This is a genomic window from Streptomyces sp. CNH287, assembly GCF_000424825.1.
Genome location: NZ_KE384253.1, coordinates 349,952 through 374,559 on the forward strand (window position 1 = coordinate 349,952; position 24,608 = coordinate 374,559).

At 72.9% G+C, this 24,608-nt stretch carries 23 protein-coding genes; 9 read left to right on the forward strand and 14 right to left on the reverse strand.

All coding sequences use genetic code 11. The annotated features are described in order from the left end of the window. Positions 1 to 73: 73 nt before the first annotated feature. Both H299_RS0130990 and H299_RS0130995 read right to left on the reverse strand, forming a co-directional pair. Entirely contained in the window at positions 74 to 688 is a 615-nt protein-coding gene (locus H299_RS0130990) for a DUF6230 family protein (RefSeq protein WP_027751610.1), read from the reverse strand. Between the two features lie 587 nt (positions 689 to 1,275). Next, positions 1,276 to 2,241: a tetratricopeptide repeat protein gene (locus H299_RS0130995; protein ID WP_027751611.1), complete on the reverse strand. Its 966-nt coding sequence runs from the start codon at positions 2,239 to 2,241 to the stop codon at positions 1,276 to 1,278. Between the two features lie 198 nt (positions 2,242 to 2,439). Here H299_RS0130995 and H299_RS37190 point away from each other — a divergent pair, with 198 nt between their 5' ends. Continuing rightward, positions 2,440 to 3,084 (forward strand): TetR/AcrR family transcriptional regulator, encoded by a 645-nt coding sequence (locus H299_RS37190; protein ID WP_037761482.1) that lies wholly within the window; start codon positions 2,440 to 2,442, stop codon positions 3,082 to 3,084. A gap of 55 nt (positions 3,085 to 3,139) precedes the next feature. Here H299_RS37190 and icmA read toward each other — a convergent pair whose 3' ends face one another. The 4 genes from icmA to H299_RS0131020 form a co-directional block, all read right to left on the reverse strand. Beyond that, on the reverse strand, positions 3,140 to 4,840 hold the full coding sequence (icmA, locus tag H299_RS0131005) for a coenzyme B12-dependent isobutyryl-CoA mutase large subunit (RefSeq protein WP_027751612.1): 1,701 nt from the start codon (positions 4,838 to 4,840) through the stop codon (positions 3,140 to 3,142). 213 nt (positions 4,841 to 5,053) lie between these two features. Then, a complete protein-coding gene (locus H299_RS0131010) occupies positions 5,054 to 5,386 on the reverse strand; it encodes a DUF3817 domain-containing protein (protein ID WP_027751613.1) in 333 nt (110 codons plus the stop codon). A gap of 96 nt (positions 5,387 to 5,482) precedes the next feature. After that, a complete protein-coding gene (locus H299_RS0131015) occupies positions 5,483 to 5,992 on the reverse strand; it encodes a MarR family transcriptional regulator (protein WP_027751614.1) in 510 nt (169 codons plus the stop codon). 21 nt (positions 5,993 to 6,013) lie between these two features. Beyond that, positions 6,014 to 7,339, reverse strand: a complete 1,326-nt coding sequence (locus tag H299_RS0131020) for an MFS transporter (protein ID WP_027751615.1) — start codon at positions 7,337 to 7,339, stop codon at positions 6,014 to 6,016. Between the two features lie 86 nt (positions 7,340 to 7,425). Between H299_RS0131020 and H299_RS0131025 the strand changes: the two genes are divergently transcribed. Continuing rightward, the gene (locus H299_RS0131025; RefSeq protein ID WP_027751616.1) at positions 7,426 to 8,415 is read left to right on the forward strand and encodes a winged helix-turn-helix domain-containing protein; all 990 of its coding nucleotides are present in this window, start codon (positions 7,426 to 7,428) and stop codon (positions 8,413 to 8,415) included. A gap of 63 nt (positions 8,416 to 8,478) precedes the next feature. On the opposite strand, the gene H299_RS37195 is transcribed toward H299_RS0131025, so the two are convergent. The 3 genes from H299_RS37195 to H299_RS0131040 form a co-directional block, all read right to left on the reverse strand. Then, positions 8,479 to 10,356 carry a glycosyltransferase family 2 protein gene (locus H299_RS37195; RefSeq protein ID WP_078513179.1) on the reverse strand — a complete coding sequence of 626 codons (1,878 nt, stop codon included), beginning with the start codon at positions 10,354 to 10,356 and terminating at the stop codon, positions 8,479 to 8,481. A 161-nt stretch (positions 10,357 to 10,517) separates the two neighbouring features. Further along, positions 10,518 to 10,808: an MTH1187 family thiamine-binding protein gene (locus H299_RS0131035; RefSeq protein ID WP_027751617.1), complete on the reverse strand. Its 291-nt coding sequence runs from the start codon at positions 10,806 to 10,808 to the stop codon at positions 10,518 to 10,520. Beyond that, positions 10,805 to 11,164 carry a DUF3817 domain-containing protein gene (locus tag H299_RS0131040; RefSeq protein ID WP_027751618.1) on the reverse strand — a complete coding sequence of 120 codons (360 nt, stop codon included), beginning with the start codon at positions 11,162 to 11,164 and terminating at the stop codon, positions 10,805 to 10,807. The genes H299_RS0131035 and H299_RS0131040 overlap by 4 nt, the downstream gene beginning before the upstream one ends. Before the next feature lie 355 nt (positions 11,165 to 11,519). On the opposite strand from H299_RS0131040, the gene H299_RS0131045 reads away from it, so the two are divergent. From H299_RS0131045 to H299_RS0131060, 4 genes are read left to right on the forward strand one after another with little or no spacing between them, the layout of a single operon-like run. Then, the gene (locus tag H299_RS0131045) at positions 11,520 to 12,158 is read left to right on the forward strand and encodes an AIM24 family protein (protein ID WP_027751619.1); all 639 of its coding nucleotides are present in this window, start codon (positions 11,520 to 11,522) and stop codon (positions 12,156 to 12,158) included. Then, positions 12,158 to 12,808 carry an AIM24 family protein gene (locus H299_RS0131050; RefSeq protein WP_027751620.1) on the forward strand — a complete coding sequence of 217 codons (651 nt, stop codon included), beginning with the start codon at positions 12,158 to 12,160 and terminating at the stop codon, positions 12,806 to 12,808. Before H299_RS0131045 ends, H299_RS0131050 begins: the two co-directional genes overlap by 1 nt. Beyond that, the gene (locus tag H299_RS0131055) at positions 12,805 to 13,608 is read left to right on the forward strand and encodes an AIM24 family protein (protein ID WP_027751621.1); all 804 of its coding nucleotides are present in this window, start codon (positions 12,805 to 12,807) and stop codon (positions 13,606 to 13,608) included. Before H299_RS0131050 ends, H299_RS0131055 begins: the two co-directional genes overlap by 4 nt. Before the next feature lie 54 nt (positions 13,609 to 13,662). Continuing rightward, the gene (locus tag H299_RS0131060) at positions 13,663 to 14,136 is read left to right on the forward strand and encodes a MarR family transcriptional regulator (RefSeq protein WP_027751622.1); all 474 of its coding nucleotides are present in this window, start codon (positions 13,663 to 13,665) and stop codon (positions 14,134 to 14,136) included. Here the strand turns inward: H299_RS0131060 and H299_RS0131065 are convergent. Both H299_RS0131065 and H299_RS0131070 read right to left on the reverse strand, forming a co-directional pair. Next, complete coding sequence (locus H299_RS0131065; protein WP_027751623.1) at positions 14,072 to 15,682, reverse strand: sensor histidine kinase; 1,611 nt, start codon at positions 15,680 to 15,682, stop codon at positions 14,072 to 14,074. The genes H299_RS0131060 and H299_RS0131065 overlap by 65 nt on opposite strands. Beyond that, positions 15,675 to 16,340 carry a response regulator transcription factor gene (locus H299_RS0131070; protein ID WP_027751624.1) on the reverse strand — a complete coding sequence of 222 codons (666 nt, stop codon included), beginning with the start codon at positions 16,338 to 16,340 and terminating at the stop codon, positions 15,675 to 15,677. Before H299_RS0131070 ends, H299_RS0131065 begins: the two co-directional genes overlap by 8 nt. A 110-nt stretch (positions 16,341 to 16,450) precedes the next feature. Here H299_RS0131070 and H299_RS0131075 point away from each other — a divergent pair, with 110 nt between their 5' ends. Next, positions 16,451 to 17,014 (forward strand): PepSY domain-containing protein, encoded by a 564-nt coding sequence (locus H299_RS0131075; protein ID WP_027751625.1) that lies wholly within the window; start codon positions 16,451 to 16,453, stop codon positions 17,012 to 17,014. Positions 17,015 to 17,165: 151 nt separating this feature from the next. Here H299_RS0131075 and H299_RS0131080 read toward each other — a convergent pair whose 3' ends face one another. The 3 genes from H299_RS0131080 to H299_RS0131090 all read right to left on the reverse strand — a co-directional run bounded on the left by H299_RS0131080 (position 17,166) and on the right by H299_RS0131090 (position 20,331). Further along, on the reverse strand, positions 17,166 to 17,957 hold the full coding sequence (locus tag H299_RS0131080; RefSeq protein WP_027751626.1) for a hypothetical protein: 792 nt from the start codon (positions 17,955 to 17,957) through the stop codon (positions 17,166 to 17,168). Positions 17,958 to 18,027: 70 nt separating this feature from the next. Next, a complete protein-coding gene (gene meaB / locus H299_RS0131085; protein ID WP_027751627.1) occupies positions 18,028 to 18,987 on the reverse strand; it encodes a methylmalonyl Co-A mutase-associated GTPase MeaB in 960 nt (319 codons plus the stop codon). 129 nt (positions 18,988 to 19,116) lie between these two features. After that, complete coding sequence (locus H299_RS0131090; protein WP_027751628.1) at positions 19,117 to 20,331, reverse strand: acetyl-CoA C-acetyltransferase; 1,215 nt, start codon at positions 20,329 to 20,331, stop codon at positions 19,117 to 19,119. 136 nt (positions 20,332 to 20,467) lie between these two features. Here H299_RS0131090 and mce point away from each other — a divergent pair, with 136 nt between their 5' ends. Together mce and scy are read left to right on the forward strand one after the other, a co-directional pair. Further along, positions 20,468 to 20,911 (forward strand): methylmalonyl-CoA epimerase, encoded by a 444-nt coding sequence (gene mce, locus H299_RS0131095; protein ID WP_027751629.1) that lies wholly within the window; start codon positions 20,468 to 20,470, stop codon positions 20,909 to 20,911. A 223-nt stretch (positions 20,912 to 21,134) separates the two neighbouring features. Beyond that, positions 21,135 to 24,506: a polarized growth protein Scy gene (gene scy, locus H299_RS0131100; RefSeq protein ID WP_486587505.1), complete on the forward strand. Its 3,372-nt coding sequence runs from the start codon at positions 21,135 to 21,137 to the stop codon at positions 24,504 to 24,506. The last annotated feature ends 102 nt before the right edge of the window (positions 24,507 to 24,608 follow it).

Genomic DNA, 24,608 nt, shown 5'->3' on the forward strand with positions numbered 1-24,608 from the left:
GGAACGGCCGTACGGGCCCGAGACCGAGGTGTGCTGCCCGGGCCCCGCCCCGCGCCCGTACGGATTCAGTGCGTCAGTAGCACTCGTGCGCGCCCTTCTTGACGGACATCTTGAGGCCGCTGAGCTTGAAAGTTCCGGCCGTCGTCGCCCAGGCGCGCTGCTTGACGTCGGTGAAGATGACCGCGTCGGCCTGCTGGGCGAAGGAGCCCCCCAGGTAGTTGTCGCCCTTGTGCGCACCGGGACCCTTGGTCGTGTCGTCGATCGAGACACCGATGTCGATGTTCTTGAACGTGGCGTTCGCGGCCAGGTCGTCGGCGTCGATGTACAGCTTCTTCGCCGTCACGGGGGTTTCTCCCCTGCCCGCGCTGAGCTTCATCGACACGTCGCCGAAGATCGGGACAGGAATGACCACCGACTGGCAGAGATTGTCGATCTCCGCGTCGTTCATCCCGACGACGGTGACGGGCTTGTTGCCCTTCTTCGTGCTGTCGAGTGCGCCGTACTGCGTGAACCCGGTGGCTTCGAGCCGGTCGGCGGTCACCTTGAACTGCTGGCCGGAAACACTGAACGAAGCCGCCAGCGCGCCCTGGGCCAGGGCTAGTCCGATGGCGGCTGTAGCGGCAACGCTGGGCACCATGACGACGGCGAACCGCTTCCATCTGGTCCCGCCACGAGCCAGAGACTCCATGACTTTCCTCCTTCTCGGACGTACATCTCCGGCGTGGGCCGCGGGCCGTACCGGGGATGGGAGAAGTGCTACGTCCTCGGAAAGGGGAACGCCGCCACCTGAAGACGTACTGGTTCGTGCGTCCGAGCTGTCGGCGATCACCCCCGAGTGACAACCACTGGCCACGCTCTCGCGCAACCCTCATGAGCGGACAGGCTCCGCCGACGGCAGAGACCCCCCTGCCCGCGGGCCGGCGATGCCGCTTCCGGCCCACTCGGTGGGGAACCGTCAGCCTGGCACGGCATCTGTGGCTGCGCGCAGGAAGACGGACCAAGCTTGGCCGATCGTGGTGCATCCGGGGCCCGCACACAAGGGGTTCATTACTCTCGAGTAACGACTCGATAACCGGACAGCCGCCCAGAGGCGCGGACGCGCGACAGAGGGTCGCCGGAGACTGTCGGTCAACGGGAGGATTATTCGGACATGTCCGGGTCAAATGCGAGCGCGCACTTACAGCGAGTAGGCAGCGGCTGCGCTTCCCAAGTTTTGGTAAAACGCAGCCGCTGATGTCGCTAAATCAATGAGTGGTGACGCGCCGAGTGGCCAGGTCAGAACAGGACGCGGGCCAGCGCGCCACGTGCGGTCACGACGCGCGGATCGTCCGCCCCGATGACCTCGAAAAGCCCCAGGAGCCGGAGGCGTGCTGCCTCTCGGTCATCCCCGGCCGTCCGCCGCACCGTCTCCACGATCCGACCGAAGGCGTCCTCCACGTGACCGCCGACGAGGTCGAGGTCGGCCGCGCGCAGTTGCGCCTGCACATCGGAGGGGCGGTCCGCCGCCTCCGCACGCACCTGCTGAGGGTCCAGCCCCTGCACCCGGCCGAGCAACTCGGCCTGGGCCAGCCCGAGCTGGGCCTCCACGTTGCCCGGATCGCCCGAGAGGACGTTCTTGTAGGCCTGCACCGCGCCGTTCAGGTCGCCCGCGTCCAGCGCGCTGTGCGCCGCCGCGAGAGCCGGGTCCTCGGGCGGCTCGGCCGCCTGCGGCTGCGCCGCCCCCGCCTCCTCCCCGGCCGGTACCCCCTCCAGGCCGGTGATGCCGAAGCGCTGCTCGGAGACCTGGATCAGCTGGTCGAGGGTCTCCCGGACCTGCTGCTCGGGAGCCGCCCCCTGGAAGAGCGGCAGGGCCTGCCCGGCCACCACCGCGAACACCGCGGGGATGCCCTGCACACCGAACTGCTGGAACAGCATCTGGTTCTGGTCAACGTCGATCTTGGCGAGCAGAAAGCGTCCGGCGTACTCGTGCGCCAGTCGCTCGAGGACCGGGCTGAGCTGCTTGCAGGGCTCACACCATTCGGCCCAGAAGTCGATGACCACCGGCACCTCGGCGGAGCGCTGGAGCACGTCCGCCTCGAAGCCCGCCTCGTCGACGTCGATCACCAGGCCGGCCGGGGCGGGGCTCCCGCCCCGCTCGGCGGCGTCGGCCCGCGACTGCTCCGCTTTCTGCTTGGCCTCTCCGGCCGCCTTCACCGCGGCGAGGTCGACCACTCCGCTCATGGACATATTGCGTGGCTGCATGAGACCAGTCTCCCCCCTCCGCGCCGCGTTCGTTACTGGGTCCCCACCCAGCGTGTGTGGCTGCCGCCCGGGCGGCCGTTTCGCTACGAGTCGTAGCGTAACACCGGGGGTGCCTGAGGCGGCGCTAGGCCCTGTCGTCAAAGTGACGCCGTCCGGCCGGACGGCGTCACTTTGACGACAGGGCCTAGTCTGCCGACCATGGCGAGACCCCGCAGTGCCACCGCCGACGGCGCGATCCTCGACGCGACGCGCTCCGCGCTGGTCGAACTCGGCTGGCCCAAGCTGACGATGGGGGACGTGGCCGCCCGCGCCGGAGTGGCCAAGACCACGCTCTACCGCCGCTGGGCGGGCAAGAGCGCGCTCGTGGTGGACGCCGTCGCCGTCCTCTTCGACGAACTGCGCCTCCCCGACCGGGGCAGCCTGCACGCCGACGTCGAGGGCGTCGTGCTCTCCTTCGCCGCGCTGCTGGCGCGGCCGGAGACCAGCACCTCGCTGATGGCCGTGGTGGCCGAGTCCACCCGGGACCCGGCGCTGCGCGGGCAACTGCGCAGCGCCGTGGTGGACCGCCAGAAGCGGCTGGTGCTGGAGGGCCGCGCGCGGGCCCAGTCCCGGGGCGAACTGCCGCCCGACGGCGACCCGGACACGGCGGCCCGGGAGACCGACCTGGTCTTCGACGTCATCGCGGGCGCCGTCGTGCACCGGGCGCTGGTCAGCGCGGAGCCGGTGGACGCGGAGTGGGCCGCCGCGCTCGCCGCCCTGCTGGTGGCGGGGCTGGGCGCCACGGGACCGCCGGCCGCGCCGGCGGCCCCCGCCGCGCCGCGGCGTCTGCCCGGTGGCCACTGACGCGGCGGTCACGCCCTGGCGCGCGCGGCCCGCGCTGCCGTCGGTCAACGACGCTTCAGAAGCCCGGCGGCTCTGTGTAGACGCCCCATTCGTCCCGCAGTACGCCGCAGATCTCGCCGAGCGTGGCCTCTGCCCGGACGGCGTCGAGCATCGGCTCGATCATGTTGGCGTCGCCGCGCGCGGCCGAGAGCATCGCGTCCAGCGCCTTGCGTACGGCCCCCTCGTCGCGGGCCGCCTTGCGCTCGGCCAGCACCCGGACCTGCTCGCGCTCCACCTCGTGGCTGACCCGCAGGATCTCCAGGTCGCCGGTGACCGAGCCGGTGTGGCAGTTGACGCCGACGACCCGCTTCTCGTCCTTCTCCAGCGCCCGCTGGTACTGGAAGGCGGCCTCGGCGATCTCGCCGGTGAACCAGCCGTCCTCGATACCGCGCAGGATGCCGGAGGTCATCGGCCCCACCGGGTGGTCGCCCGCGGGCACAGCACGGCGCCCGCGCTCCTTGATCTCCTCGAAGATCCGCTCCGCGTCGGCCTCGATCCGGTCGGTGAGCTGCTCGACGTACCACGAGCCGCCCAGCGGGTCGGCGACGTTGGTGATGCCGGTCTCCTCCATCAGCACCTGCTGGGTGCGCAGAGCGATCTCCGCGGCCTGCTCGCTGGGCAGGGCGAGCGTCTCGTCCAGGGCGTTGGTGTGCAGCGAGTTGGTCCCGCCCAGAACGGCCGAGAGCGCCTCCACCGCGGTGCGCACCACGTTGTTGTACGGCTGCTGGGCGGTCAGCGACACCCCCGCGGTCTGGGTGTGGAAGCGGAGCCACTGCGCCTTCTCGGAGGTGGCGCCGTACTCGTCGCGCATCCAGCGGGCCCAGATGCGGCGGGCCGCGCGGAACTTGGCGATCTCCTCGAAGAAGTCGAGGTGGGCGTCGAAGAAGAAGGAGAGGCCGGACGCGAAGTGGTTGACGTCCATGCCCCGGGAGAGCCCCAGCTCCACGTACCCGAAGCCGTCCGCCAGCGTGAACGCCAGCTCCTGCGCGGCCGTGGAGCCCGCCTCCCGGATGTGGTACCCGGAGACGGAGAGCGGCTTGTACGCGGGGATGCCGCGCGCGCAGTGCTCCATCAGGTCGCCGATGAGGCGCAGATGCGGCTCGGGCTGGAAGAGCCACTCCTTCTGCGCGATGTACTCCTTGAAGATGTCGGTCTGGAGCGTGCCGTTGAGCACCGAGGGATCGACGCCCTGCCGCTCCGCCGCGACCAGGTACATGCAGAAGACCGGCACGGCGGGGCCGGAGATGGTCATCGAGGTGGTGACGTCGCCGAGCGGGATGTCCTTGAAGAGGACCTCCATGTCGGCGGCGGAGTCGATGGCGACGCCGCAGTGCCCGACCTCGCCGAGCGACTTGGGCTCGTCGGAGTCGCGGCCCATCAGGGTCGGCATGTCGAAGGCGACGGACAGGCCGCCGCCGCCCGCCTCCAGGATCATCTTGTACCGCTCGTTGGTCTGCTCGGCGTTCCCGAAACCGGCGAACTGCCGGATGGTCCACGTCCGCCCCCGGTAGCCGGTGGGGTGCAGGCCGCGGGTGAACGGATACTCGCCCGGCCAGCCGATCCGCTCGAATCCCTCGTAGGAGTCGCCCGGCCGCGGGCCGTAGACCGGCTCGACCGGGTCGCCCGAGAGCGTGGTGAAGTCGGCATCCCGCTTGCGCGCCGCGTCGTAGCGCGTCTGCCAGCGCCTGCGCCCCTGCTCGATGGCCTCAGCATCCATGCGGTCTCTCGCCTCTCTGCGCTCCCGCACCACGGGGTCCCGGTGCGGCTCCGGACGGGGCGGCCCGGGGTGGGGGCCGACTCTGCCGGAGAGCAATTTACTAGGACGTCCTACTAAGTGTCCGCCTGTAAGGCCCCTCACCGCAAGGTGTGTCCCTGGAGGCTCGGGTCACAGCGTGCGGACCGGCGGGGGCCCGGCCCGGCCCCGGGGCCGTCAGGCCCCGACCGGCTGCGCGGGCGCTCCCTCGATCAGCGGCTCGACCTCGCGCCGCACCCTGCGCTCGACGAAGAACGCGACCATCGGGATCGTCCCGGACACCAGCACCCACAGGAGCTTGCCGAACGGCCAGCGCGCCTTCTGGCCCAGGTCGAAGGCGAAGATCAGATACACGATGTAGAGCACACCGTGGAGCTGGGAGACCACGAACGTGAGGTCCTCGCCCTTGTCGAAGCCGTACTTGGAGATCATGCAGGCGCAGAGCACCAGCAGCATGACGGCGGTGACATAGGCCATCGCCCGGTAGCGGGTCAGGACGCTCTTCTTCATGGAGACGAGCGTATCGGCCCCCTCCGGGCGATCTACCCGGGGCCCGCCGGGACCGCCGGGCCGCGCGCGGGCCCGTACCGCCGCGGCCCCGCCCGGTCACTCCGCGTCGAAGTCCTCCGCCGCCACCCGCAGCGGACGCAGCAGCGCGAAGATCTCCGCGCACTCCTGCGCGTCGTACGCGCTCAGCCCGAAGTCCATGGCCATCAGGTCCCGGGTGGCCGACTCGCACACCTCGCGGCCCTTGTCGGTGATGGAGGCGAGCGTGCCACGCCCGTCGTTCGGGTTGGGGCGCTTGGCGACCAGCCCGGACTTCCGCAGCCGGTCCACGGTGTTGGTCACCGACGTCGGGTGGACCATCAGCCGCTCGCCGATCTTCGACATCGCCAGTTCGCCGTGGCGCGAGAAGGTGAGCAGCACCAGCGCCTCGTACCGGGCGAACGTCAGGCCGTACGGCTTGACGACGGCGTCCACCTGGGCGAGCAGGATCTGGTGCGCGCGCATGACGGAGGTGATCGCGGCCATCGAGGGCGCGGCTCCCCATCTGCGCGTCCATAGCTCGTCGGCGCGGGCGATCGGGTCGAACGGCAGGCTGAGCGGCTTCGGCACGCAGGAGACCCTACCGGGCGGTCACATGATGGGCACGGGTGTCTCAGCAATCGGTCCGCACCGCCGGACCGCCCGCACGGCCAGCAGTACGCAGCAGGTGCCGGCCGCGCCCGCCCCGGCGGCCACCCAGTGCGGCGCCACGTATTCCGCCGCCAGTCCCCCGGCCGCCATGCCGATGCCCTGGCCGGTCATCAGGCCGCCGGACATCAGCGTCATCGCCCGGCCGCGCAGTTCCTCGGGGACGGCGTCGAAGAACCAGCGGTCCAGCCCGAGGATGTACGCCATCCCGGCGCCGGAGAGCACCAGCGCGGCCAGCGCGAGCGGCAGCCCGGGGCGCAGCGCGAACACGAGCAGCGGCGGCAGCAGGCAGACCGCCAGCGGCAGCACCAGCCGCTCCCTGGCCCGCGGGCCCAGCCACGCGCCGACAGCCAGCTCCGAGAGCGCGGAGCCGACCGGCATCGCCGCCAGCAGCAGCCCCACCGCCGCCGGGCCCGCGCCCAGCTGCGCGGCGTACGGGGCGGCGAGCGCCTCCGGGACGACCACGAAGGCCGGCGGCAGCCAGGTCAGCGCGAGCAGCGCCCGTATCCGGGGGTCGGCCAGCAGTGCACGGGTGCCGCCGGCGTGCCGGGTGGCGGCGACCGGCGGGCGCAGCCGGGTGCGCGTGGCCAGGATCAGCGCGGAGCCCAGGAAGCAGCCGACGGTGATCAGCAGCGCGGCGCGCGGGGTGACCAGGATCAGCAGCAGGCCCGCCACGGCGTACCCGACGATCTGGGCGCTCTGCGCCACGATCCGGATCAGGGAGCGGGCCAGGACGAAGCCGTCTCCGTCCAGGATCTCGCCGAGGCTGGCGGCCCTTACGCCGCCGAACAGCGGCTGGACGAACGCGGAGAGGGCGCGGAGCACCAGCAGCGCGGCGACCGGGGCGCCGGGCAGCAGCATGGCGCCCACGCACAGCGCGCACACCAGGTCGCAGCCGACCAGGATGCGCCGCGCGGGGTAGCGGTCGGCGATCGGGGCCAGCACGGCGCCGCCGACGGCGAACGGCAGGAAGCCGGCGGCGAAGGTGAGCGCGGACAGCAGCGGGGAGCCGGTCTCGGCGAAGACGAGCACGGGCAGGGCGATGTGCGAGACGACGCCGCCGAGCATGGACAGGACGTGCGCGGCGAAGAGGGCACGGAACTCGCGGACGGCGAAGACCTCGCGGTAGCCGCCGCCCTTCCCCTCGTTCCCCTCGGACGGCGCGGACTCCGGCGGGGCGGAGCCGGACGGCGGAGGTGGTGGGGGCGGGGTCGGCGGCACGGGGCTGCCCGGTGATCCGTGAGCGGTGCGCTCACCCTGAGCTGGCATGCGGACAGCCTGCGGGGATGCCCCGTATGGACGTAGTGTTTCGCCACCGGGCGAATCACCTGGCAGCCCAGAAGCCGGAGGCACCCGTGCCGCACCAGATGCACTTCGGTGCCGAGGACCTGCTCAACTGCCGGTTCGCGCTGTCCCCCTCCTGGGAGACGCAGCAGGCCGTACGGCTGCTCGCCTACCCCGGCCGCTGGAGCCACCACCTGCCCTGGCTGCGGCAGAGCGGTGAGGCGGCCAAGGGCCTGGGCCTGGAGCCACTGTGGCTGCTGATGCCCGGCCGGGGCTACACGCCGGACTTCCTGTGCCCGCCGCCGGCGGGCCCGGTCACCTCCTTCGCCGAGGAGATGGACCGGGTGCGCGCGACCGACCCCGCGCTCGCCCGCGCCGAGCTGCTGCGCTCGCTGGCCGACACCCCCGGCGCGGCGGAAACCCCGTCCGGGCGGGCGATGCTCGCCGACCCGGGGGCGGCCGTCCAGCTGCTGGCGGACGCCAAGGCCCGCGCCTGGGAGGTGCTCATCGCCCCGCACTGGCCCCGGCTGCGGGCGCTGCTGGAGGCGGACATCGCCTTCCACACCCGCCGGCTCGCGGACGGCGGGCTCGCCGCCCTCTTCGACGGCCTCCACTCCGAGGTCTCCTGGTCCGACGGCACCCTGTCGGTCAACCACTGCTACGCCTACACCCGCACGCTGGGCGGGGCCGGTCTGACGCTGGTCCCCAGCGTGTTCGCCTGGCCGCACGTGATCAGCGGCATCGAGCCGCCCTGGGAGCCGGCCCTGGTCTACCCCGCGCGCGGCGTCGGGGCGCTTTGGTCGGAGCCCGCGGCGGACACCCCGGCGGCACTGGTGCGGCTGCTGGGCGCGAACCGGGCGGCCGTGCTGGCGGCGCTGACGGAGCCCGCCTCGACGACCGGGCTGGCCGCGCGGCTCGGACTGGCACCCTCCTCGGTCTCGGTGCACCTGTCCGCCCTGCGCGCGGCCGGGCTGCTGACCTCCTACCGGCTGCGGCACCAGGTGCTCTACGAGCGGACGCCGCTGGGCATCGCGCTCACCCGGGGCGAGGTCCGCACGTGACGGGGCGGCGGGGGCGCGCTGCGGCGTGACCGCCGGGGGCCGCGGCGGCTGTCGGACTGCCTCTCAGCCGCGCCCGGAGCTGGCGGCCAGCGCCGGCGAGGCTTCGCCCGGCCCCCCGGACGACGCCTCCCCCAGCGCCGCCCGCGCGGACTCCGCCCCGGCCCCCTCGGCCGCACCCGCCGCGGCCCGCTGCTCCGCGGCGGCGCGGGCACCGGGCACGCGAACGGCGCGCAGCGCCCGCAGCCCCGCCGTGGCCAGCTCCCGCAGCGGGCGCTCGCCCTTGCGTGCCGCGTACCACCACACCACCGCCGGGGCCAGGGCGACCGCCAGCGCCAGCACCGACCAGAGCCGCATCGCGACATGCGTGTGCCCGAGCACCACCGACGCCAGCAAGGAGAGCGCCACCGCCGCCGCCCACCACAGGTGGGTGCGGAAGGTGGCGGGCTGGTCCAGGCTGACCGAGCCGCCCTTCGGGGTGACCACGAACCGGCACGGCCGCCGCAGCGCCGCCGCGACCAGGGAGCGGGCGTAGATCGGCGCGGAGAGCGCGGACATCAGCATCCCGGCCACCCCCGAGGAGCCCTTGGGTTCGTGCGGGGAGACGTTGTGCCGCCGGTTCCACACGTAGAGGCCGATCTGGAGCGCCGCCGCGTCCCCGTAGAGCATCAGCCACAGGGACGGCGGCACCTGCGTGCCGGAGGCGCCGACCCAAAGGAAGAGGGTGCAGCTGAGGGCCCCGAGCATCCAGGTCAGGGCGCTCATCGGGTAGTAGGCGAGCATCAGCGAGTAGCTCAGCAGCCGCCCGGCCGAGAGCCGGTGGGGGGTGCGGCCGTACTGGGTGAGCAGCGTCTCGTAGGTGCCCCGCGACCAGCGCAGCTGCTGGGTGAAGAAGTCCGTCCAGGACTCCGGGCCCTCGCCGACGGCCAGCACGTCCGGGGTGTAGACGGAGCGCCACCTGCGGCGGGTCTCCGGGTTGCGCCGCCGGTGCAGCTCGAAGCCGGTGGCCATGTCCTCGGTGATCGAGTCGCACAGCCCGCCGATGGACTTCAGCGCGGAGACGCGCACGCAGTTGTTGGTCCCGACGAACATGGCGGAGCCGTAGCGGTTGCCCGCGCGCTGGATCAGGGCGTGGAAGAGGAACTGCTGGCTCTCGGCGCACTTGGTGACGACGCCGCGGTAGTTGCCGTACACCTGCGGCCCGACGACGAAGGCGACGTCCGGGTCGCGGAAGTAGCCGAGCATCCGCTCCAGGAAACCGGGGAGCGGGACGTGGTCGGTGTCGACGGAGGCGAAGAACTCGTAGTCGTCGCCGTGCGCGTCCAGCCAGGCGTTGTAGTTGCCGTGCTTGGTCTTCGCCCGATGGGGTCCACGCGGCCGGTTCCAGTCCTCGACACCCTTCCGGGTGAAGTGATGGACGCCCAGTTCGGCGCAGAGCGCGCGCGCCTCCGCGTCGTCCCCCTCGTCCAGCAGCCACACGTGCAGCCGGCCGCGGTGCCGTACGCGCAGCGCCCCCTCCAGGGTGGCCCGGACCATGGCGAGCGGCTCCTTGCCCGGCACGTACGTGGTCAGGAACGCGACCCGGATGCCCTTCCTGGCGCGTACGGGCTGCGGGTCGCAGGCCACCAGCGTGGCGTGCGCGATGGAGACCACGTTGACCAGGCGGAACAGCTCGATCAGGCCCAGCGCGACGAGCATCACGACGTCGGCGCCGGTCAGCCACCCCGCGCCGCCGCCGCGCTGCGTCCAGTGCGAGGGCCACATCAGCCAGACCAGCATGACCAGGCACGCGGTGGGCGCGGCGGCCGTCAGCAGGAGGGCGCGGACGCGGCGCGGCCCCTGGAAGAGGAGGCTGCGGTAGCGGACCCGGTAGTCGGGCCCCGCGGTGGTGAGAGGGCCGGTGATCCGGCTGTAGGTCTCGTAGTCGTAGCCCTCCGGCGCCACAGTCCCTCCAGCACGTCAACTAAGCCGATAAGCCCACCAAAGTGGACATAGCGACCCGTGTCGAGCTGAAAGGGTCCGAGCGGGCGGTGCCCGCCGCACCGTCAGGCGTCACACCGTCAGACATCGCACCGTCAGGCGAGGTGCCGTCAGACGAGGGGCTCTCAGGCGAGGTACCGCTCCACGGTCTCCACCTTCGCGGTCAGACCGTCGGTGACACCCGGCCGGATGTCGGCCTTCAGGACCAGCGAGACGCGCGGAGCCCGCGCCTCGACGGCGGCGACCGACCGGCGCACGACCTCCATGCACTCCTCCCACTCACCCTCCAGGGAGGTGAACATCGCGTCCGTACGGTGGGGCAGCCCCGACTCGCGCACCACGCGCACCGCGTCGGCGACGAACTCCCCCACGTCCTCGCCCACGCCCAGCGGCGTGACGGAGAAGGCGACGATCACTGGTTGACCACTCCCCCCACCTTCTCCTGGCGGGCGCGCGCGGCGATGACCCCGGCCCGCTCGTCCCGCTTGAGCACCCGGTCGCCGTAGAGCCCGCCGAACGGGAGCACCGCCAGCAGGAGGAAGAAGGCGACCCGGCCCAGCGGCCACTTGGCGCGGTTCCACACGTCGGCCAGCAGCACGACGTACGCGACGAAGAGCAGGCCGTGCAGGATGCCCAGCGGCATCATCAGGAAGTCGATGTCCGAGACCCGGCTGAGCAGCGAACCGAAGATCAGCAGGGCGGGAAACGAGAGCGCCTCCGGCACGGAGACGAGTCGCAGGCGGTGCAGGGCGGCGGCGGTCTTGAGGTCCACAGGAGTGCCTTCGTGAGTACGGCGGGAACGGACGGCGCCCGGCGCGCTCCCCGGGCCTCCCCCCGCCCCGCGCGGCGCACGAGCCCGGCCATTCTCTCAGAGCCTGCCGGGTGGCCTCTGACCGGGCGGGTGCGCCCTGGCACGCGCGTTGCCGTCGGCCACCGACGCTCCGCGTCGACTCCCTCCTCCGCCTCGGCGCCACACACCGGTCCACACCCGCCGACCGGACCACGGCGACCCGGCAGGCTCTCAGGCCGCCGGAACGCCTGGGACCCCGTCCCGTCGGGCACGCGACCCGGCTCCACCCGGGCAGGGGCCCTGGTATCCCTGCTCATGGCCGGATAAGTTCACCCCTGTGGCTCAGTTTCTGCTCGAGGGCGGCAAGGTGCTCGCGGTGATCCTCACCGGCGACGCGGTGCGGGCGAAGAACGGCTCGATGGTCGCGTACGACGGCCGGATGGCCTTCAAGAAGATGTCCGGCGGCGGCGAGGGCCTGCGCGGCATGGTCACCCGCAGACTCACCGGCGAATCGCTGACCGTGATGGAGGTCAAGGGCGAGGGCACCTGCTACTTCGCGGACCGCGCCGCCGACATCAGCCTGGTGCGGCTGAACGGCGAGACGCTGCACGTCGAGGCGAGCAACCTGCTGTGCACGGAGGCCGCGCTGCGCACCGGCACCGCCTTCACCGGCGTGCGCGGCGCCTCCCAGGGCAACGGCCTCTTCACCACGAAGGTGGAGGGCAGCGGGCAGGCCGCGCTGATGTCCGACGGCCCGGCCGTCGTACTGCGGGTCACTCGCGGCACCCCGCTCCAGGTCGACCCCGGCGCGTACGTCGCGCACACCGGCGACCTGCGGCAGAGCTTCCAGTCCGGGGTCAGCTTCCGTACGTACCTGGGGGAGGGTTCGGGCGAGTCCTTCCAGGTCCGTTTCGAGGGCGAGGGGCTGGTCTACGTGCAGCCCAGCGAGCGGAACACGGTCGGAGGGGAGATCTGATGGCCTTCCGTGAGATCAACTCGAAGCTGGTGGAGGCCCGGGTGCTGCCCGGGCAGCGGATGTTCAGCCAGCGCGGGGCGATGATCGCCTACCGGGGCGAGGTGACCTTCGCGCCCAACCGCACCGGCGGACAGGGCGGGGTGATGTCCATGATCGGCAGACGGGTCGCCGGTGAGGCCGCCCCGCTGATGACGGTCGAGGGGGACGGCACCGTGCTCTTCGGGCACGGCGGCCACCACGTCCAGGTGGTCGAGCTGGACGGGGACACGCTCTGCGTCGAGGCCGACCGGCTGCTCGCCTTCGACGGCTCGCTGGAGCAGGGCACGCTCTTCCTGGGCGCGCAGGGCGGGGTGATGGGCATGGTGCGCGGCCAGGTCACCGGGCAGGGGCTGTTCACCACCACCCTCAAGGGCCGGGGCGCGGTCGCGGTGATGGCGCACGGCGGCGTCCTGGAGCTGCCGATCTCGCCCGGCCGCCCCGTCCACGTCGATCCGCAGGCGTACGTGGCGCACCACGGCGACGTACGCAACAAGCTCTCCACCGCGCTCGGCTGGCGGGACATGGTCGGGCGCGGCTCCGGCGAGGGCTTCCAGCTGGAGCTGTCCGGGCACGGCGCGGTGTTCGTGCAGGCGAGCGAGGAGAAGCTGTGACCGGTGCGACGGGCCCCCAGGTGTACGACTTCCACTCCCTGCCCTCGGACGACAACGTCAACGCGTACGCCTTCTGCGTGGACCTGCACGGGCAGTGGTTCCTCCAGAAGGGGAAGATGATCGCTTACTTCGGGCAGATCGACTTCCACGGCATCGGCCACGGCCCGCTGGACCGGCTGGTCGCGGGCAGCTTCCACTCGCCGCTGCACGCCGCGGACTGGGTGGTGGCACAGGGCGAGGGCCGGATGCTGCTCGCGGACCGCGCCTTCGACGTCAACTCCTACGACCTGGCCGAGGGCAACCTCACCATCCGCTCCGGCAACCTGCTGGCCTTCGAGCCGACGCTCTCGCTCAAGCAGTCGATCATCCCCGGCTTCCTCACCCTGATCGGGACGGGCAAGTTCGTCGCCGCGTCCAACGGTCCGGTGCACTTCGTGGAGCCGCCCGTCCGGGTCGACCCGCAGGCGCTGGTGGGCTGGGCGGACTGCCCCTCCCCGTGTCATCACTACGACCACCAGTACCTGCGCGGGGTCCTGGGCGGACTGCGGGCGATGACCGGCCTGGGCGGCTCCTCCGGCGAGGAGCACCAGTTCGAGTTCGTCGGGGCGGGCTCGGTGCTCATCCAGTCCACCGAGGTGCTCATGCCGGAGCAGGCCACCGGGGCCGTCCCCCAGCAGGCGGGTGTGCCCGGCGGTGGCGGCGGCACCCCCTCCCCCGGCGGCGGGCCGGGCCGCACCGGCGGGCAGACACCCCGGATGCCCGGCCAGCTCGGCGACCTGCAACGGCGCTTCGGTCTGTGATCACCCGCCCGCGGCTCTCTCGGTAAGACGGATCTCTCAGTAAGGTCGACAGGTATGAATCCCGAAAACGGCACCCCCTGGCTCAACGACGAGGAGCAGCGGGTGTGGCGCACGCATCTGGAGGTAAGCCGCCTCCTCATGCACCAACTGGAGCGCGACCTGCAGCCGTTCGGCCTCACGAACAACGACTACGAGATCCTCGTCAACCTCAGCGAGTCCGAGGACCGCCGGATGCGGATGAGCGAACTGGCCACGCGCACCCTCCAGTCCAAGAGCAGGCTCTCGCACCAGATCACCCGCATGGAGAACAGCGGCCTGGTGCGGCGGGAGAGCTGCGACTCGGACAAGCGCGGGCTCTTCGCCGTCCTGACCGACCACGGCTGGGAGACGATGCGCGGCGTCGCCCCCCACCACGTCGCCTCCGTACGGCGGCACTTCATCGACCTGCTGCCGGAGGACAGCCTCACCGGTCTCCAGAAGTCGCTGGCCCCGGTCGCGAGTCATCTGCACGGCCACCGGGACTCCTGACCGGCAGCCGCAGCACGAAGAGCGCACCGCCCTCCGGGGCGGTGCCCGCACTCAGCGTGCCGCCGTGCCGCCGTGCCACGTCGCGGGCGATGGCCAGCCCGAGCCCGGCGCCGCCCTCGTCGCGGGTGCGCGCGTCGTCGAGGCGTACGAAGCGCTCGAAGACGCGCTCCCGCTCCGCCTCGGGCACCCCCGCGCCGTCGTCCGCGACCTCCAGCACCGCCCAGCCCTCGCTCAGGCGCACCCCGACCCGTACGGTCGCCACCGCGTGCCGCTGGGCGTTGTCCAGCAGGTTGCCGAGCACCCGCGCCAGCTGGCCGCGCGAGCCGAGCACCTCCGCGTCCGCCAGCCGGCCCCGTACCACCGGCAGCCGGTCGCCCACCCGCTGGTCCAGCTCCTCGCGCACCAGCGCGGACAGCGCCACCGGGGCGTCCCCCGGGCGCTCCCCCGCGTCCAGCCGGGCGAGCAGCAGCAGATCGGCGGCGAGCCCCTGGAGCCGTACGGTGTCCTGCACCGCGCCGTCCACGTCCAAAAGCTCGGGGTGCGCGGCGCCCACCTCCAGCTGGGTGCGCAGCGAGGCGATGGGGCTGCGCAGCTCGTGCGAGGCGTCCGCCACGAAGCGGCGCTGGCGCTCGACGGACGCCTCCAGCGCGGTGAGCGTCTCGTTCGTCGTACGGGCCAGTCGGGCCACCTCGTCGCGCGCGGCGGGCTCCGGCACGCGGCGGCTCAGGTCGGTGCTCGCCGTGATCTCCGCCAGCTCGCGCCGGATGCCCTCCACCGGGCGCAGCGCCCGCCGGGTCACCAGCCAGGTCACCGCGGCCACCACCGCCAGCACGGCGGGCAGGCCGATGAGCATCGTCCGGCTGACCGAGTCGACGGCCTGCTCCTGGTCGGCCAGCGAGGCACCGGCGTAGACGGTCACGGGGGTGCCGTCGCGGGTCACGCTCTGGACGGCGACGACGCGGAAGTCCTGCTTCCCGGTGGCCTCGGACGCGGGGGCGGGCTCGCCGTCGTCGTCGACGGGGAGGGTGAGGGTCTCGTCGTCGCTGTCGCGGTCGACGGTGACGGGGCGCGGGGAGGGGGCGGGGGTGGCCGAGTCGCCGTCCGAGCGCTCGGAGTCGTCCGCGTCGTCCGCGTCCTCGTCGGCATCGTTGTCGTCCGCATCGGTGTCGTCGGAATCGGCGTCCCCGTCGTCGTCCGTGCGGCTGGGCGCCGGATCGGGGCGCGGCGGCTGCGGAGGGCGGTGGAAGTCGGCCAGCGCGCGGGCCCCCGTCAGCCCCTCGGACGCGCCGAGCACCTTGCCGTCGGCGTCCACGACCTGCACCGGCGCGTCGCTCTCCAGCCCCTCGATGCCGCCGAGCTTCCGCCCGGTGACGTCGGCCGCCTGCGCCGCGACCTCGCGCGCGGCCGACTCCGCCTCCAGCCGGGCGTTGTCGGCGAGCCCGCCGCGCAGCGCCGAGATCACCGCGAGCCCGGCGGCGACCAGCGCCACCGCGACCACGGCCGTGGCACCGATCGCGGCCCTGGCGCGTACGGAGCCCCTACGCACCGGCGTCCACCAGCCGGTATCCGGCGCCGCGCACGGTGGTGATCCACCCGGCGCCGAGCTTGCGGCGCAGCGCGCTCACGTAGACCTCCACGATGTTGACGTCGCCCTCGTAGGCGAAGTCCCAGGCGTGCTCCAGGATCTGCGCCTTGGAGACCACCTCGCCCGCGCGGGTCGCCAGCTGCTCCAGAACGGAGAACTCCTTCGCGGTCAGGCTCACTTCGCGCTCGCCGACCGCGACCCGGCGGCTGGCCGGCTCCACGGTCAGCGCGCCCAGCCGCAGGACGGTCGCCGCGCCCCGGGTACGGCGGCGCAGCAGCGCCCGCACCCGGGCGACGAGCACCACGTAGGAGAACGGCTTGGTGAGGTAGTCGTCGGCGCCGGTGTCCAGGCCCTCGGCCTCGTCGTACTCGCCGTCCTTGGCGGTGAGCATCAGGATCGGCGTCTCGTGCCCGGCCGCGCGCAGGGCGGCGCAGACCCGGTAGCCGTTCATGCCCGGCAGCATGATGTCCAGGATGACGAGGTCGTAGACGCCCTCGCCGGCGCGGCGCAGTCCCTCCAGCCCGTCGTGGACCACATCGACGGCGAACCCCTCGGCGTTCAGTCCTCCGGCCAGCGACAGGGCGAGCCGCCGTTCGTCCTCCACGATCAACAGGCGCATGCGTCCAGCTTGCCCGAAGCTTGCTGAAGGGATCTTCAGGCGGCTTCAGCGTGGCTTCAGCAACGCCTTGCGACGGTAGGTCACGTCATCGACCGCCAGGGAGGCACAGCATGAACCGCACGACCTCGAACAAGCGCAAGTTCCTGATCTCCGCCATCGCCGCCGCCGCGCTGACCATCGGCGGCACCAGCGCCTTCGCCGTCGCCTCGGACTCCGACGACGGGGCGGGCACCTCGTCCTCGGACCGCGGCGGCGCGCAGAACGACTCCACGGACGACCGGGACGACAGCGACGACCAGGACGACCGGGACGACGACGGCCGTGACGACGACGGCGACGACCGCCGGGCCGACGACCGGGACGACCGCGACGACGCCAAGGAGCTGGCCGGGGCGAAGCTGTCCGCCAAGGAGGCCGTGGACAAGGCGCTGGCCGCCGTGCCGGGCGGCACCGTGCAGTCCGTCGACCTGGACGACGACAGCGACGACGGCGCGAAGGACCGGCGCGGCCTGGTCTGGGAGGCGGACGTCCTCGGCAAGGACAAGAAGTGGTACGAGGTCACCCTCGACGCCGACACCGGCAAGCTGCTCGACAAGCACGCCGACCAGGACGACGCCGCGGACGACCGCGGTGACGACGACCGCGACGACCGCGACGACCGCGACGACGACTGACTCACGGCAGCCCTCCGCGCACGGAGCGGAACGCTGTGAGCAGGCCACGCGACGCCGCACCCCGCCGAGACCGCCCGGCGGGGTGCGGCGCTGCCCGCGTCCGTACCGGGCGTGGGCGGACCAGCCTCGGGGCGGCCGTGGTCCGGCGATGTCAGCCGACGTAGCGCGTCGACCCGGCCACCACTCTTCGCCTGGTGGCCCATTCGACAGTCCGCTCGTAGAGCCACATCGCTTCCAGTGCCGCGGCGCGCTCCTCCTCGGAGAATGTGACGACTGATCGCTGCAAAGGCCCCCGGGCGTCGGGTTCGGCCCTGGCCAGCAGGCTGAGCGTCACCCCCAGCCGCACCCCTGGTGCCGTGCTTCCTCGTCGTGCGTGCATCCAGTCCTGGACCGATGCGAGAGCGCCCGCGTCAGGGCCCAGGGAGATTCCCGCATGCGCCAGAGCCTCGACGATGTCCACCCGCAAGCCGCTGTCGACTACTTCATCGAACATCGACATCAGGGTGGGCACGAGCGTTGCCCCCTGGCTTTCCAATTTCGACAGGATCTGCAGCGCAGCGCCACAGACTCGCTGATCCGGTACCGTCCTGACAATTTCCAGCAGTGCGGGAGCGGCGGCTTCATAGCTGGCGGCGATGCTTCGCTCCCAGTCGACCATTTCGTCGTATTCCGGCTTTTCTTCGGGACCACACTCGCCTCTGATGCGCTCCCAGGCTCCGAGAGCCGATCCGTGCACGTTTCCCAGGTAGGTGAGCAGCTCAGCCTTGACGACGATATCTTCACCCAACGCCAATTCCAGCAGGTGCGGAATCCAGGTAACCGCCTCTTCCTCGAAGGCGACACTCTGCGGGGCCGCAGTCTCTGCCAGCCGGGACAGAGCGAGCAGTGCCCTTTTCCGGTCCGGGCTTCGCAGCGACTCCGAATGCACCGAGAGAATCGTCATTTTCTTGTACCGCTTCCGGCAGTCAGTACGAGGTGCGCGGCTTCGCCGCTACCGGCGGGCCGCAGCCCGCTCACGCGTCGGACTTCAGGCCGGCGATCAGTTCGTCGGCCGCCGTGTACGGGTCCAGGGAGCCGTTCACGATCCGTTCGGCCAGGGCGTCCAGGCGGCGGTCGCCGTGCAGGCCCTCCATCCGCTCGCGCAGTGCCGTGAGGGCGATGGCCTCGACCTCGTGCCCCGCCCGCCGTGCCCGGCGCTCCGCGAGCACGCCGCGCTCCTCCATCCACGCCCGGTGCTTCTCCAGGGCCTCGACCACCTCGTCGAGTCCCTCGCCGCGGGCAGCGACCGTCTTGACGATCGGCGGGCGCCAGTCGCCAGGGCCGCGGGCCTCGCCCAGGCCGAGCATGTGGTTCAGCTCCCGGGCGGTGGCGTCCGCGCCGTCCCGGTCGGCCTTGTTGACCACGTAGACGTCGCCGATCTCCAGGATGCCCGCCTTCGCGGCCTGGATGCCGTCCCCCATGCCGGGGGCCAGCAGGACGACGCTGGTGTCGGCCTGTGCGGCGATCTCCACCTCGGACTGGCCCACCCCGACCGTCTCGACGAGGATCACCTCGCAGCCCGCCGCGTCCAGCACCCGGATCGCCTGCGGCGCCGCCCAGGCCAGTCCGCCCAGGTGCCCGCGGGTGGCCATGGAGCGGATGTAGACGCCGGGGTCGGAGGCGTGCTCGCTCATCCGCACGCGGTCGCCCAGCAGCGCGCCGCCGGAGAACGGCGAGGAGGGGTCGACTGCCAGCACCGCGACCCGCTTGCCCGCCTTCCGGTAGGCGGAGACGAGCGCGGAGGTCGAGGTCGACTTGCCCACCCCGGGCGAGCCGGTGATCCCGACCACGTACGCCCGGCCGCAGCGCGGGGCCAGCGCCGCCATGACCTCGCGCAGCTGCGGCGAGGCCCCCTCCACCAGGGAGATCAGCCGCGCCACGGCGCGCGGCCGGCCCTCCCTCGCCTGCGCCACCAGTGTGGGGACGTCCACCATCCGGTCCCAGCTCCTCTGTCCCTGCGGCGGCCACCGCCGCACCGCTTCCTGCCGCCCGCTGTGTGCTGCCCGCTGTGTGCTTCGGCGGGTGCGGGGCCGCCTGGCCCCGCACCCGCGGCACGCCAGACCCTACGCGCCGGGCACCCGGACGATCAGCGCGTCGCCCTGGCCGCCGCCGCCGCACAGGCCCGCCGCACCGACGCCGCCCCCGCGCCGCCGCAGTTCGAGCGCGAGATGCAGCACGAGACGGGCCCCGGACATCCCGATCGGGTGCCCCAGGGCGATCGCCCCGCCGTCGACGTTCACCCTGTCGTGGGACACCCCCAGGTCCTTCACCGACTGCGCGCACACGGCCGCGAACGCCTCGTTGATCTCGACCAGGTCGAGGTCGCCGGCCGAGAGGCCGTCCTTCTTCAGCGCCTGCGCGATCGCGTTCGAGGGCTGCGAGTGGAGCGAGTTGTCCGGGCCCGCGACGTTGCCGTGCGCGCCGATCTCGGCGAGCCACTCCAGGCCCAGCTCCTCCGCCTTGGCCCGGCTCATCACGACCACCGCGGCGGCGCCGTCGGAGATCTGGGAGGCCGAACCGGCGGTGATCGTGCCGTCCGAGGCGAACGCGGGCCGCAGCCTGGCCAGCGACTCGGTGGTGGTGTCCGCGCGGATGCCCTCGTCCCGCGTGACGAGCACCGGCTCACCGCGCCGCTGCGGGACCTCGACGGGGACGATCTCGGCGTCGAAGCGCCCCTCACGCTGCGCGGCGGCGGCCCGCTGGTGCGAGGCGGCGGCGATCGCGTCCTGCTCGTCGCGCCCGATGCCCAGCAGGCCGTTGTGGTGCTCGGTGGACTGGCCCATCGCGATGTGCTCGAACGGGTCGGTCAGCCCGTCGTGCGCCATGGAGTCCAGGACCTCCAGCGCTCCGTAGCGGTATCCCTCACGGGACCCCGGCAGCAGGTGCGGCGCGTTGGTCATCGACTCCTGGCCGCCCGCGACGACCACGTCGAACTCCCCGGCCCGCACCAGCTGGTCGGCCAGCGCGATGGCGTCGAGGCCGGAGAGGCAGACCTTGTTCACCGTGAGGGCGGGGACGTCCATCGGGATGCCGGCGTGCACCGCCGCCTGCCGGGCCGGGATCTGCCCCGCGCCCGCCTGGAGCACCTGCCCCATGATGACGTACTCGACCTGGTCGCCGCCGATTCCCGCGCGCTCCAGCGCCGCCTTGATGGCGAAGCCGCCCAGCTCGGCGCCGGAGAAGGACTTCAGCGAGCCGAGCAGCCTGCCCATGGGCGTACGGGCGCCGGCGACGATCACGGAGGTGGTGGTGGGGGGCCTGCCGGTGATGCCAGACATGAGTTCCTCTTCCCGTCCGGACGTTAACGAGGGTTCACCCCCCAACATACTGAGCGGTACTCCGTCCGGTCACCGTCCAGCCGGTGTGACCGTGCGCACGTTGCGTAATCGACCGGCGGAGCGCTGCACTGTCTCCATGCTGACGCGAATCGACCACATCGGAATCGCCTGCTTCGACCTGGACGCGACCGTCGAGTTCTACCGGCGCACCTACGGGTTCGAGGTCTTCCACACCGAGGTCAACGAGGAGCAGGGCGTACGGGAGGCCATGCTGCGGGTGGGCGGCACCGACGACGGCGGCGCCTCGTACATCCAGCTCCTGGAGCCCGTACGGCCGGACGCGACGGTCGCCAAGTGGCTGGAGCGGCACGGCGAGGGCGTGCACCACATCGCCTTCGGCACCCCCGACGTGGACGCCGCCGCCGGCACCATCGCCGGCCGGGACGTCCGTGTCCTCTACGACGAGCCCCGGCGCGGGTCCATGGGCTCCCGGATCACCTTCCTCCACCCCAAGGACTGCCATGGCGTCCTCACCGAGCTGGTAACCTCCGCGTCGCCCTCCGCCACAACGGACCACTGACGTCCGCTTCCCCGGCCGGTAGAGTGGCGTCGGGGCGGGCTCTCCAGGACCCTGTGGAGGGTTCCGGGCTGCGCTCGGTCCACGTTCCGCCGATGATCTGACACCATTTCCCCTGCACGGCATCGGGAAAGGCCAGTTCACTTCACAACGACCAGGGGACGGATGGGACCGCGCAGTGCCGGGCTACGAGGCTGACGACCACCTCTCGCAGTTCGAGGCCGAGATGGAGCGGCTCAAGAAGGAGCGCGAAAAGGCCGTCGAACACGCCGACGACCTCGGCTACCAGGTCGAAGTGCTGCGCGCCAAGCTCCACGAGGCGCGCCGCGCCCTCGCCACGCGCCCCGCCGGCTACGACAACCTCTCGCACCAGGCCGAGCAGCTGCTGCACACCGCGCAGCTCCAGGCCGACCAGATGCGGGCCGACGCGGAGCGCGAGCTGCGTGACGTCCGCGCCCAGAGCCAGCGCCTCCTCCAGGAGCAGGCGGAGGCGCAGGCCCGGCTGGAGTCCGAGCTGCACAGCGAGGCCGTGCGGCGCAGGCAGCAGCTGGACCAGGAGCTGTCCGAGCGCCGCGCCACCGTCGAGTCCCACGTCAACGAGAACGTCGCCTGGGCCGAGCAGCTGCGCACCCGCACCGAGCAGCAGGCCCGCCGCCTGATGGAGGAGACCCGCGCCGAGACGGAGCGCTCGCTCGCCTCCGCCCGCGCGGAGGCGCAGCGGCTGACCGAGGAGTCGCGCCACCGGCTGAGCACCGAGGCCGCCTCCGCCCGCGCCGAGGCCGAGGCCCTCCTGCGCCGGGCCCGTACGGACGCCGAGCGCCTGGTCGGTGCCGCCTCGGCACAGGCGCAGGAGGCCGCCGACCAGGCCGAGCAGCTGCGCACCACCACCACCTCCGAGTCCGAGGCCAGCCGCCGCGAGGCGGCCGACCTGGTGCGCCGGGCCGAGGAGCGGATGCGCGAGGCCGAGACGGCGCTGCGCGAGGCGCGCGCCGAGGCCGCCAGGAGCATCGAGGAGGCCCAGGAGGCGGCGGCCAAGCGGCTGAGCGACTCCGAGTCGGTCAACGAGCAGCGGGTCCGTACGGCCAAGGCCGAGGTGGCCCGGATGGTCGGCGAGGCGACCAAGGAGTCCGAGGCGCTGCGGGCCGAGGCCGAGCAGCTGCGCGCGGACGCCCGTACGGAGGCCGACCGGCTGATCGCGGAGGCCAAGGAGGACGCCCGGACGCGGACGGCCGAGGAGTCGGCGAACCAGCTGGCGGAGGCGGCCCGCACGGCGGAGGACGTGCTCAACAAGGCGTCCGAGGAGGCCAAGGCCACCACCAAGGCGGCCTCCGAGGAGGCCGAGCGGCTGCGCCGGGAGGCCGAGGAGGAGGCCGACCGGCTGCGTGCCGAGGCGCACGACACCGCCGAGGAGCTGAAGGGCGCCGCGAAGAACGACACCAAGGAGTACCGCGCCAAGACCGTCGCGCTCCAGGAGGAGGCGCGGCGGCTGCGCGGCGAGGCCGAGCAGCTGGGCGCCGAGGCCGCCGAGGAGGGCGAGCGGATTCGCGGCGAGGCCCGCCGCGAGGCCGTGCAGCAGATCGAGGAGGCCGCCACCAGCGCGGAGGAGCTGCTCGCCAAGGCCAGGGCGGACGCCGAGGACATCCGCGGCGACGCGGGCACGGAGAGCGAGCGGGTCCGCACCGAGGCCGCCGAGCGCGCCGGCACCTTGCGCGCACAGGCCGAGGAGGCGCTGGAGAAGGCCCGCGCGGAGGCCGAAGAGCTGCGCACCGCCGCCGAGGAGTCGGCCGGGCGCACCCGCGCGGAGGCCGACGCCGCCGCCCAGCGCGTCCGCGAGGACGCCGAGCAGGCATCGGCCGACCGCAGGGCGGAGACGGCGGCCGACCTGGAGCGGCTGCGCGCGGACGCCGAGGCGAAGATCGTCGCCGCCGAGCAGGCGCTGGGGGACGCCCGGGGCGAGGCGGAGCGGCTGCGCGAGGACACCCGCACGGAGACCGAGCGGCTGCGCGCCGAGGCGGCCGAGCGCCGCCGGGTGCTGGCCGAGCAGGCCGAGCAGGAGGCGGAGCGGCTGCGCACCGAGGCCGCGGCGGACGCCTCGCAGTCCCGCGCCGAGGGCGAGTCGCTGGCCGTGCAGCTGCGCACCGAGGCGGCCTCGGAGGCGGAGCGGCTGCGCACCGAGGCGCAGGAGACCGCGGACCGCGTGCGGGCCGAGGCCGACGCGGCGGCGGAGCGTACGACGACCGAGGCGGCCGAGGCGCTGTCCGCCGCCCAGGAGGAGGCCGCGCGTCGCCGCCGGGAGGCCGAGCAGCTGCTGGCGGACGCCCGCGAGGAGGCGCACCGGGAGCGCACCACCGCCCGTGAGCAGAGCGAGGAGCTGCTCGCCTCGGCCCGGCAGCGCGCCGAGCAGGCGCGCGCGGAGGCCACCGCCCTGGTCGAGGACGCCGAGCGGCGGGCCGCGGAGCTGGTGGCCGCGGGCGAGGAGGCGGCACGGCAGGTCCGGGAGTCGGTGGCCGGGCTGCACGAGCAGGCGGAGCTGGACGTCTCGGCGCTGCGCGCGGCGGCGCACGAGGAGACCAGCGCGCTGCGGGCGGACGCCGACCGGGAGGTGGCCGAACTGCGGGCCGAGGCCGACCGCGAGGTGGCCGCGCTGCGCAGGGACGCCCGGGAGGAGACGGACGCCGCCAAGGCGATGGCCGAGCGCGCGGTCACCGAGGCGCTGGCGCAGGCCGAGCAGGCCCGCGTCGAGTCCGACCGGGTGCGGGACGAGGCCCGCGAGGCGGCGGCGCGCAAGCGGGGCGAGGCCGCCGAGCAGGCGGACCAGCTGCTGGCGAAGGCGGAGGAGGAGGCCCGGCGCAGCGGCGCCGAGGCCGAGAAGCGCTCCGACAGCATGGTGGGCGCCGCGCGCAAGGAGGCCGACCGGCTGGTGGCGGACGCCCGTACGGAGGCCCGTGCGGTCGTGGAGCAGGCGCGCGGGGACTCCGACACGATGCTCAACGAGGCGCGCAACGACGCGGTGGCCGTACGGGACCGCGCGGAGGACCTACGGACGCGCATCGAGGGCGAGGTCGAGCAGTTGCACGACCGGGCGCGGCGGGAATCGGCCGAGGCGATGCGGTCGGCGGGCGAGCGCTGCGACAAGCTGGTCAAGGCGGCCGAGGAGCAGCTCACCGAGGCGCAGGAGAAGGCGGCCAAGCTGGTGGCCGACGCCAACTCCGAGGCGGGCAAGGTGCGGATCGCCGCGGTCAAGAAGGCCGAGGGGCTGCTCAAGGAGGCGGAGCAGAAGAAGGCCAGCGTGCTGCGCGAGGCGAAGCAGCTGCGCGAGGAGGCCGCCGCGGAGGCCCGGCAGACCGTCGACGACGGCCGCCGCGAACTGGACGTCCTGGAACGGCGCCAGGAAGACATCAACGCCGAGATCTCCCGTGTCCAGGAAGTGCTGGAGGCACTGGAGTCGTTCGAGACACCGGGGGCCGGAGGCGGTTCCGGCAGCGGTGGCTCGGGCAGCAGCAAGAAGAGTGGGGCTGGTGCCGGGTCAAATGGTGGCGTCAAGGCAGGTGTTGGTGTAAGTACGACACGGTCGGGTAGCAAGCGCTCGGAGCGGTAGCCACTCGAACGAGCGCACATTCTCCAGATCGAACGGCCGTTAGCTCGATGACACGCCGTTTGTCCCCCTAGGATTCCCCGTATCACTCACTCCCCGTCTGAT

Excerpts from the sequence above, each read along its gene's own strand:
- H299_RS0130990 (WP_027751610.1), bottom strand. The coding sequence starts at position 688 with ATGGAGTCTCTGGCTCGTGGCGGGACCAGATGGAAGCGGTTCGCCGTC.
- H299_RS0130995 (WP_027751611.1), bottom strand. The coding sequence starts at position 2,241 with ATGCAGCCACGCAATATGTCCATGAGCGGAGTGGTCGACCTCGCCGCG.
- H299_RS37190 (WP_037761482.1), top strand. The coding sequence starts at position 2,440 with ATGGCGAGACCCCGCAGTGCCACCGCCGACGGCGCGATCCTCGACGCG.
- icmA (WP_027751612.1), bottom strand. The coding sequence starts at position 4,840 with ATGGATGCTGAGGCCATCGAGCAGGGGCGCAGGCGCTGGCAGACGCGC.
- H299_RS0131010 (WP_027751613.1), bottom strand. The coding sequence starts at position 5,386 with ATGAAGAAGAGCGTCCTGACCCGCTACCGGGCGATGGCCTATGTCACC.
- H299_RS0131020 (WP_027751615.1), bottom strand. The coding sequence starts at position 7,339 with ATGCCAGCTCAGGGTGAGCGCACCGCTCACGGATCACCGGGCAGCCCC.
- H299_RS0131050 (WP_027751620.1), top strand. The coding sequence starts at position 12,158 with ATGGCCTTCCGTGAGATCAACTCGAAGCTGGTGGAGGCCCGGGTGCTG.
- H299_RS0131060 (WP_027751622.1), top strand. The coding sequence starts at position 13,663 with ATGAATCCCGAAAACGGCACCCCCTGGCTCAACGACGAGGAGCAGCGG.
- H299_RS0131070 (WP_027751624.1), bottom strand. The coding sequence starts at position 16,340 with ATGCGCCTGTTGATCGTGGAGGACGAACGGCGGCTCGCCCTGTCGCTG.
- H299_RS0131075 (WP_027751625.1), top strand. The coding sequence starts at position 16,451 with ATGAACCGCACGACCTCGAACAAGCGCAAGTTCCTGATCTCCGCCATC.
- H299_RS0131080 (WP_027751626.1), bottom strand. The coding sequence starts at position 17,957 with ATGACGATTCTCTCGGTGCATTCGGAGTCGCTGCGAAGCCCGGACCGG.
- meaB (WP_027751627.1), bottom strand. The coding sequence starts at position 18,987 with ATGGTGGACGTCCCCACACTGGTGGCGCAGGCGAGGGAGGGCCGGCCG.
- H299_RS0131090 (WP_027751628.1), bottom strand. The coding sequence starts at position 20,331 with ATGTCTGGCATCACCGGCAGGCCCCCCACCACCACCTCCGTGATCGTC.
- mce (WP_027751629.1), top strand. The coding sequence starts at position 20,468 with ATGCTGACGCGAATCGACCACATCGGAATCGCCTGCTTCGACCTGGAC.
- scy (WP_486587505.1), top strand. The coding sequence starts at position 21,135 with ATGGAGCGGCTCAAGAAGGAGCGCGAAAAGGCCGTCGAACACGCCGAC.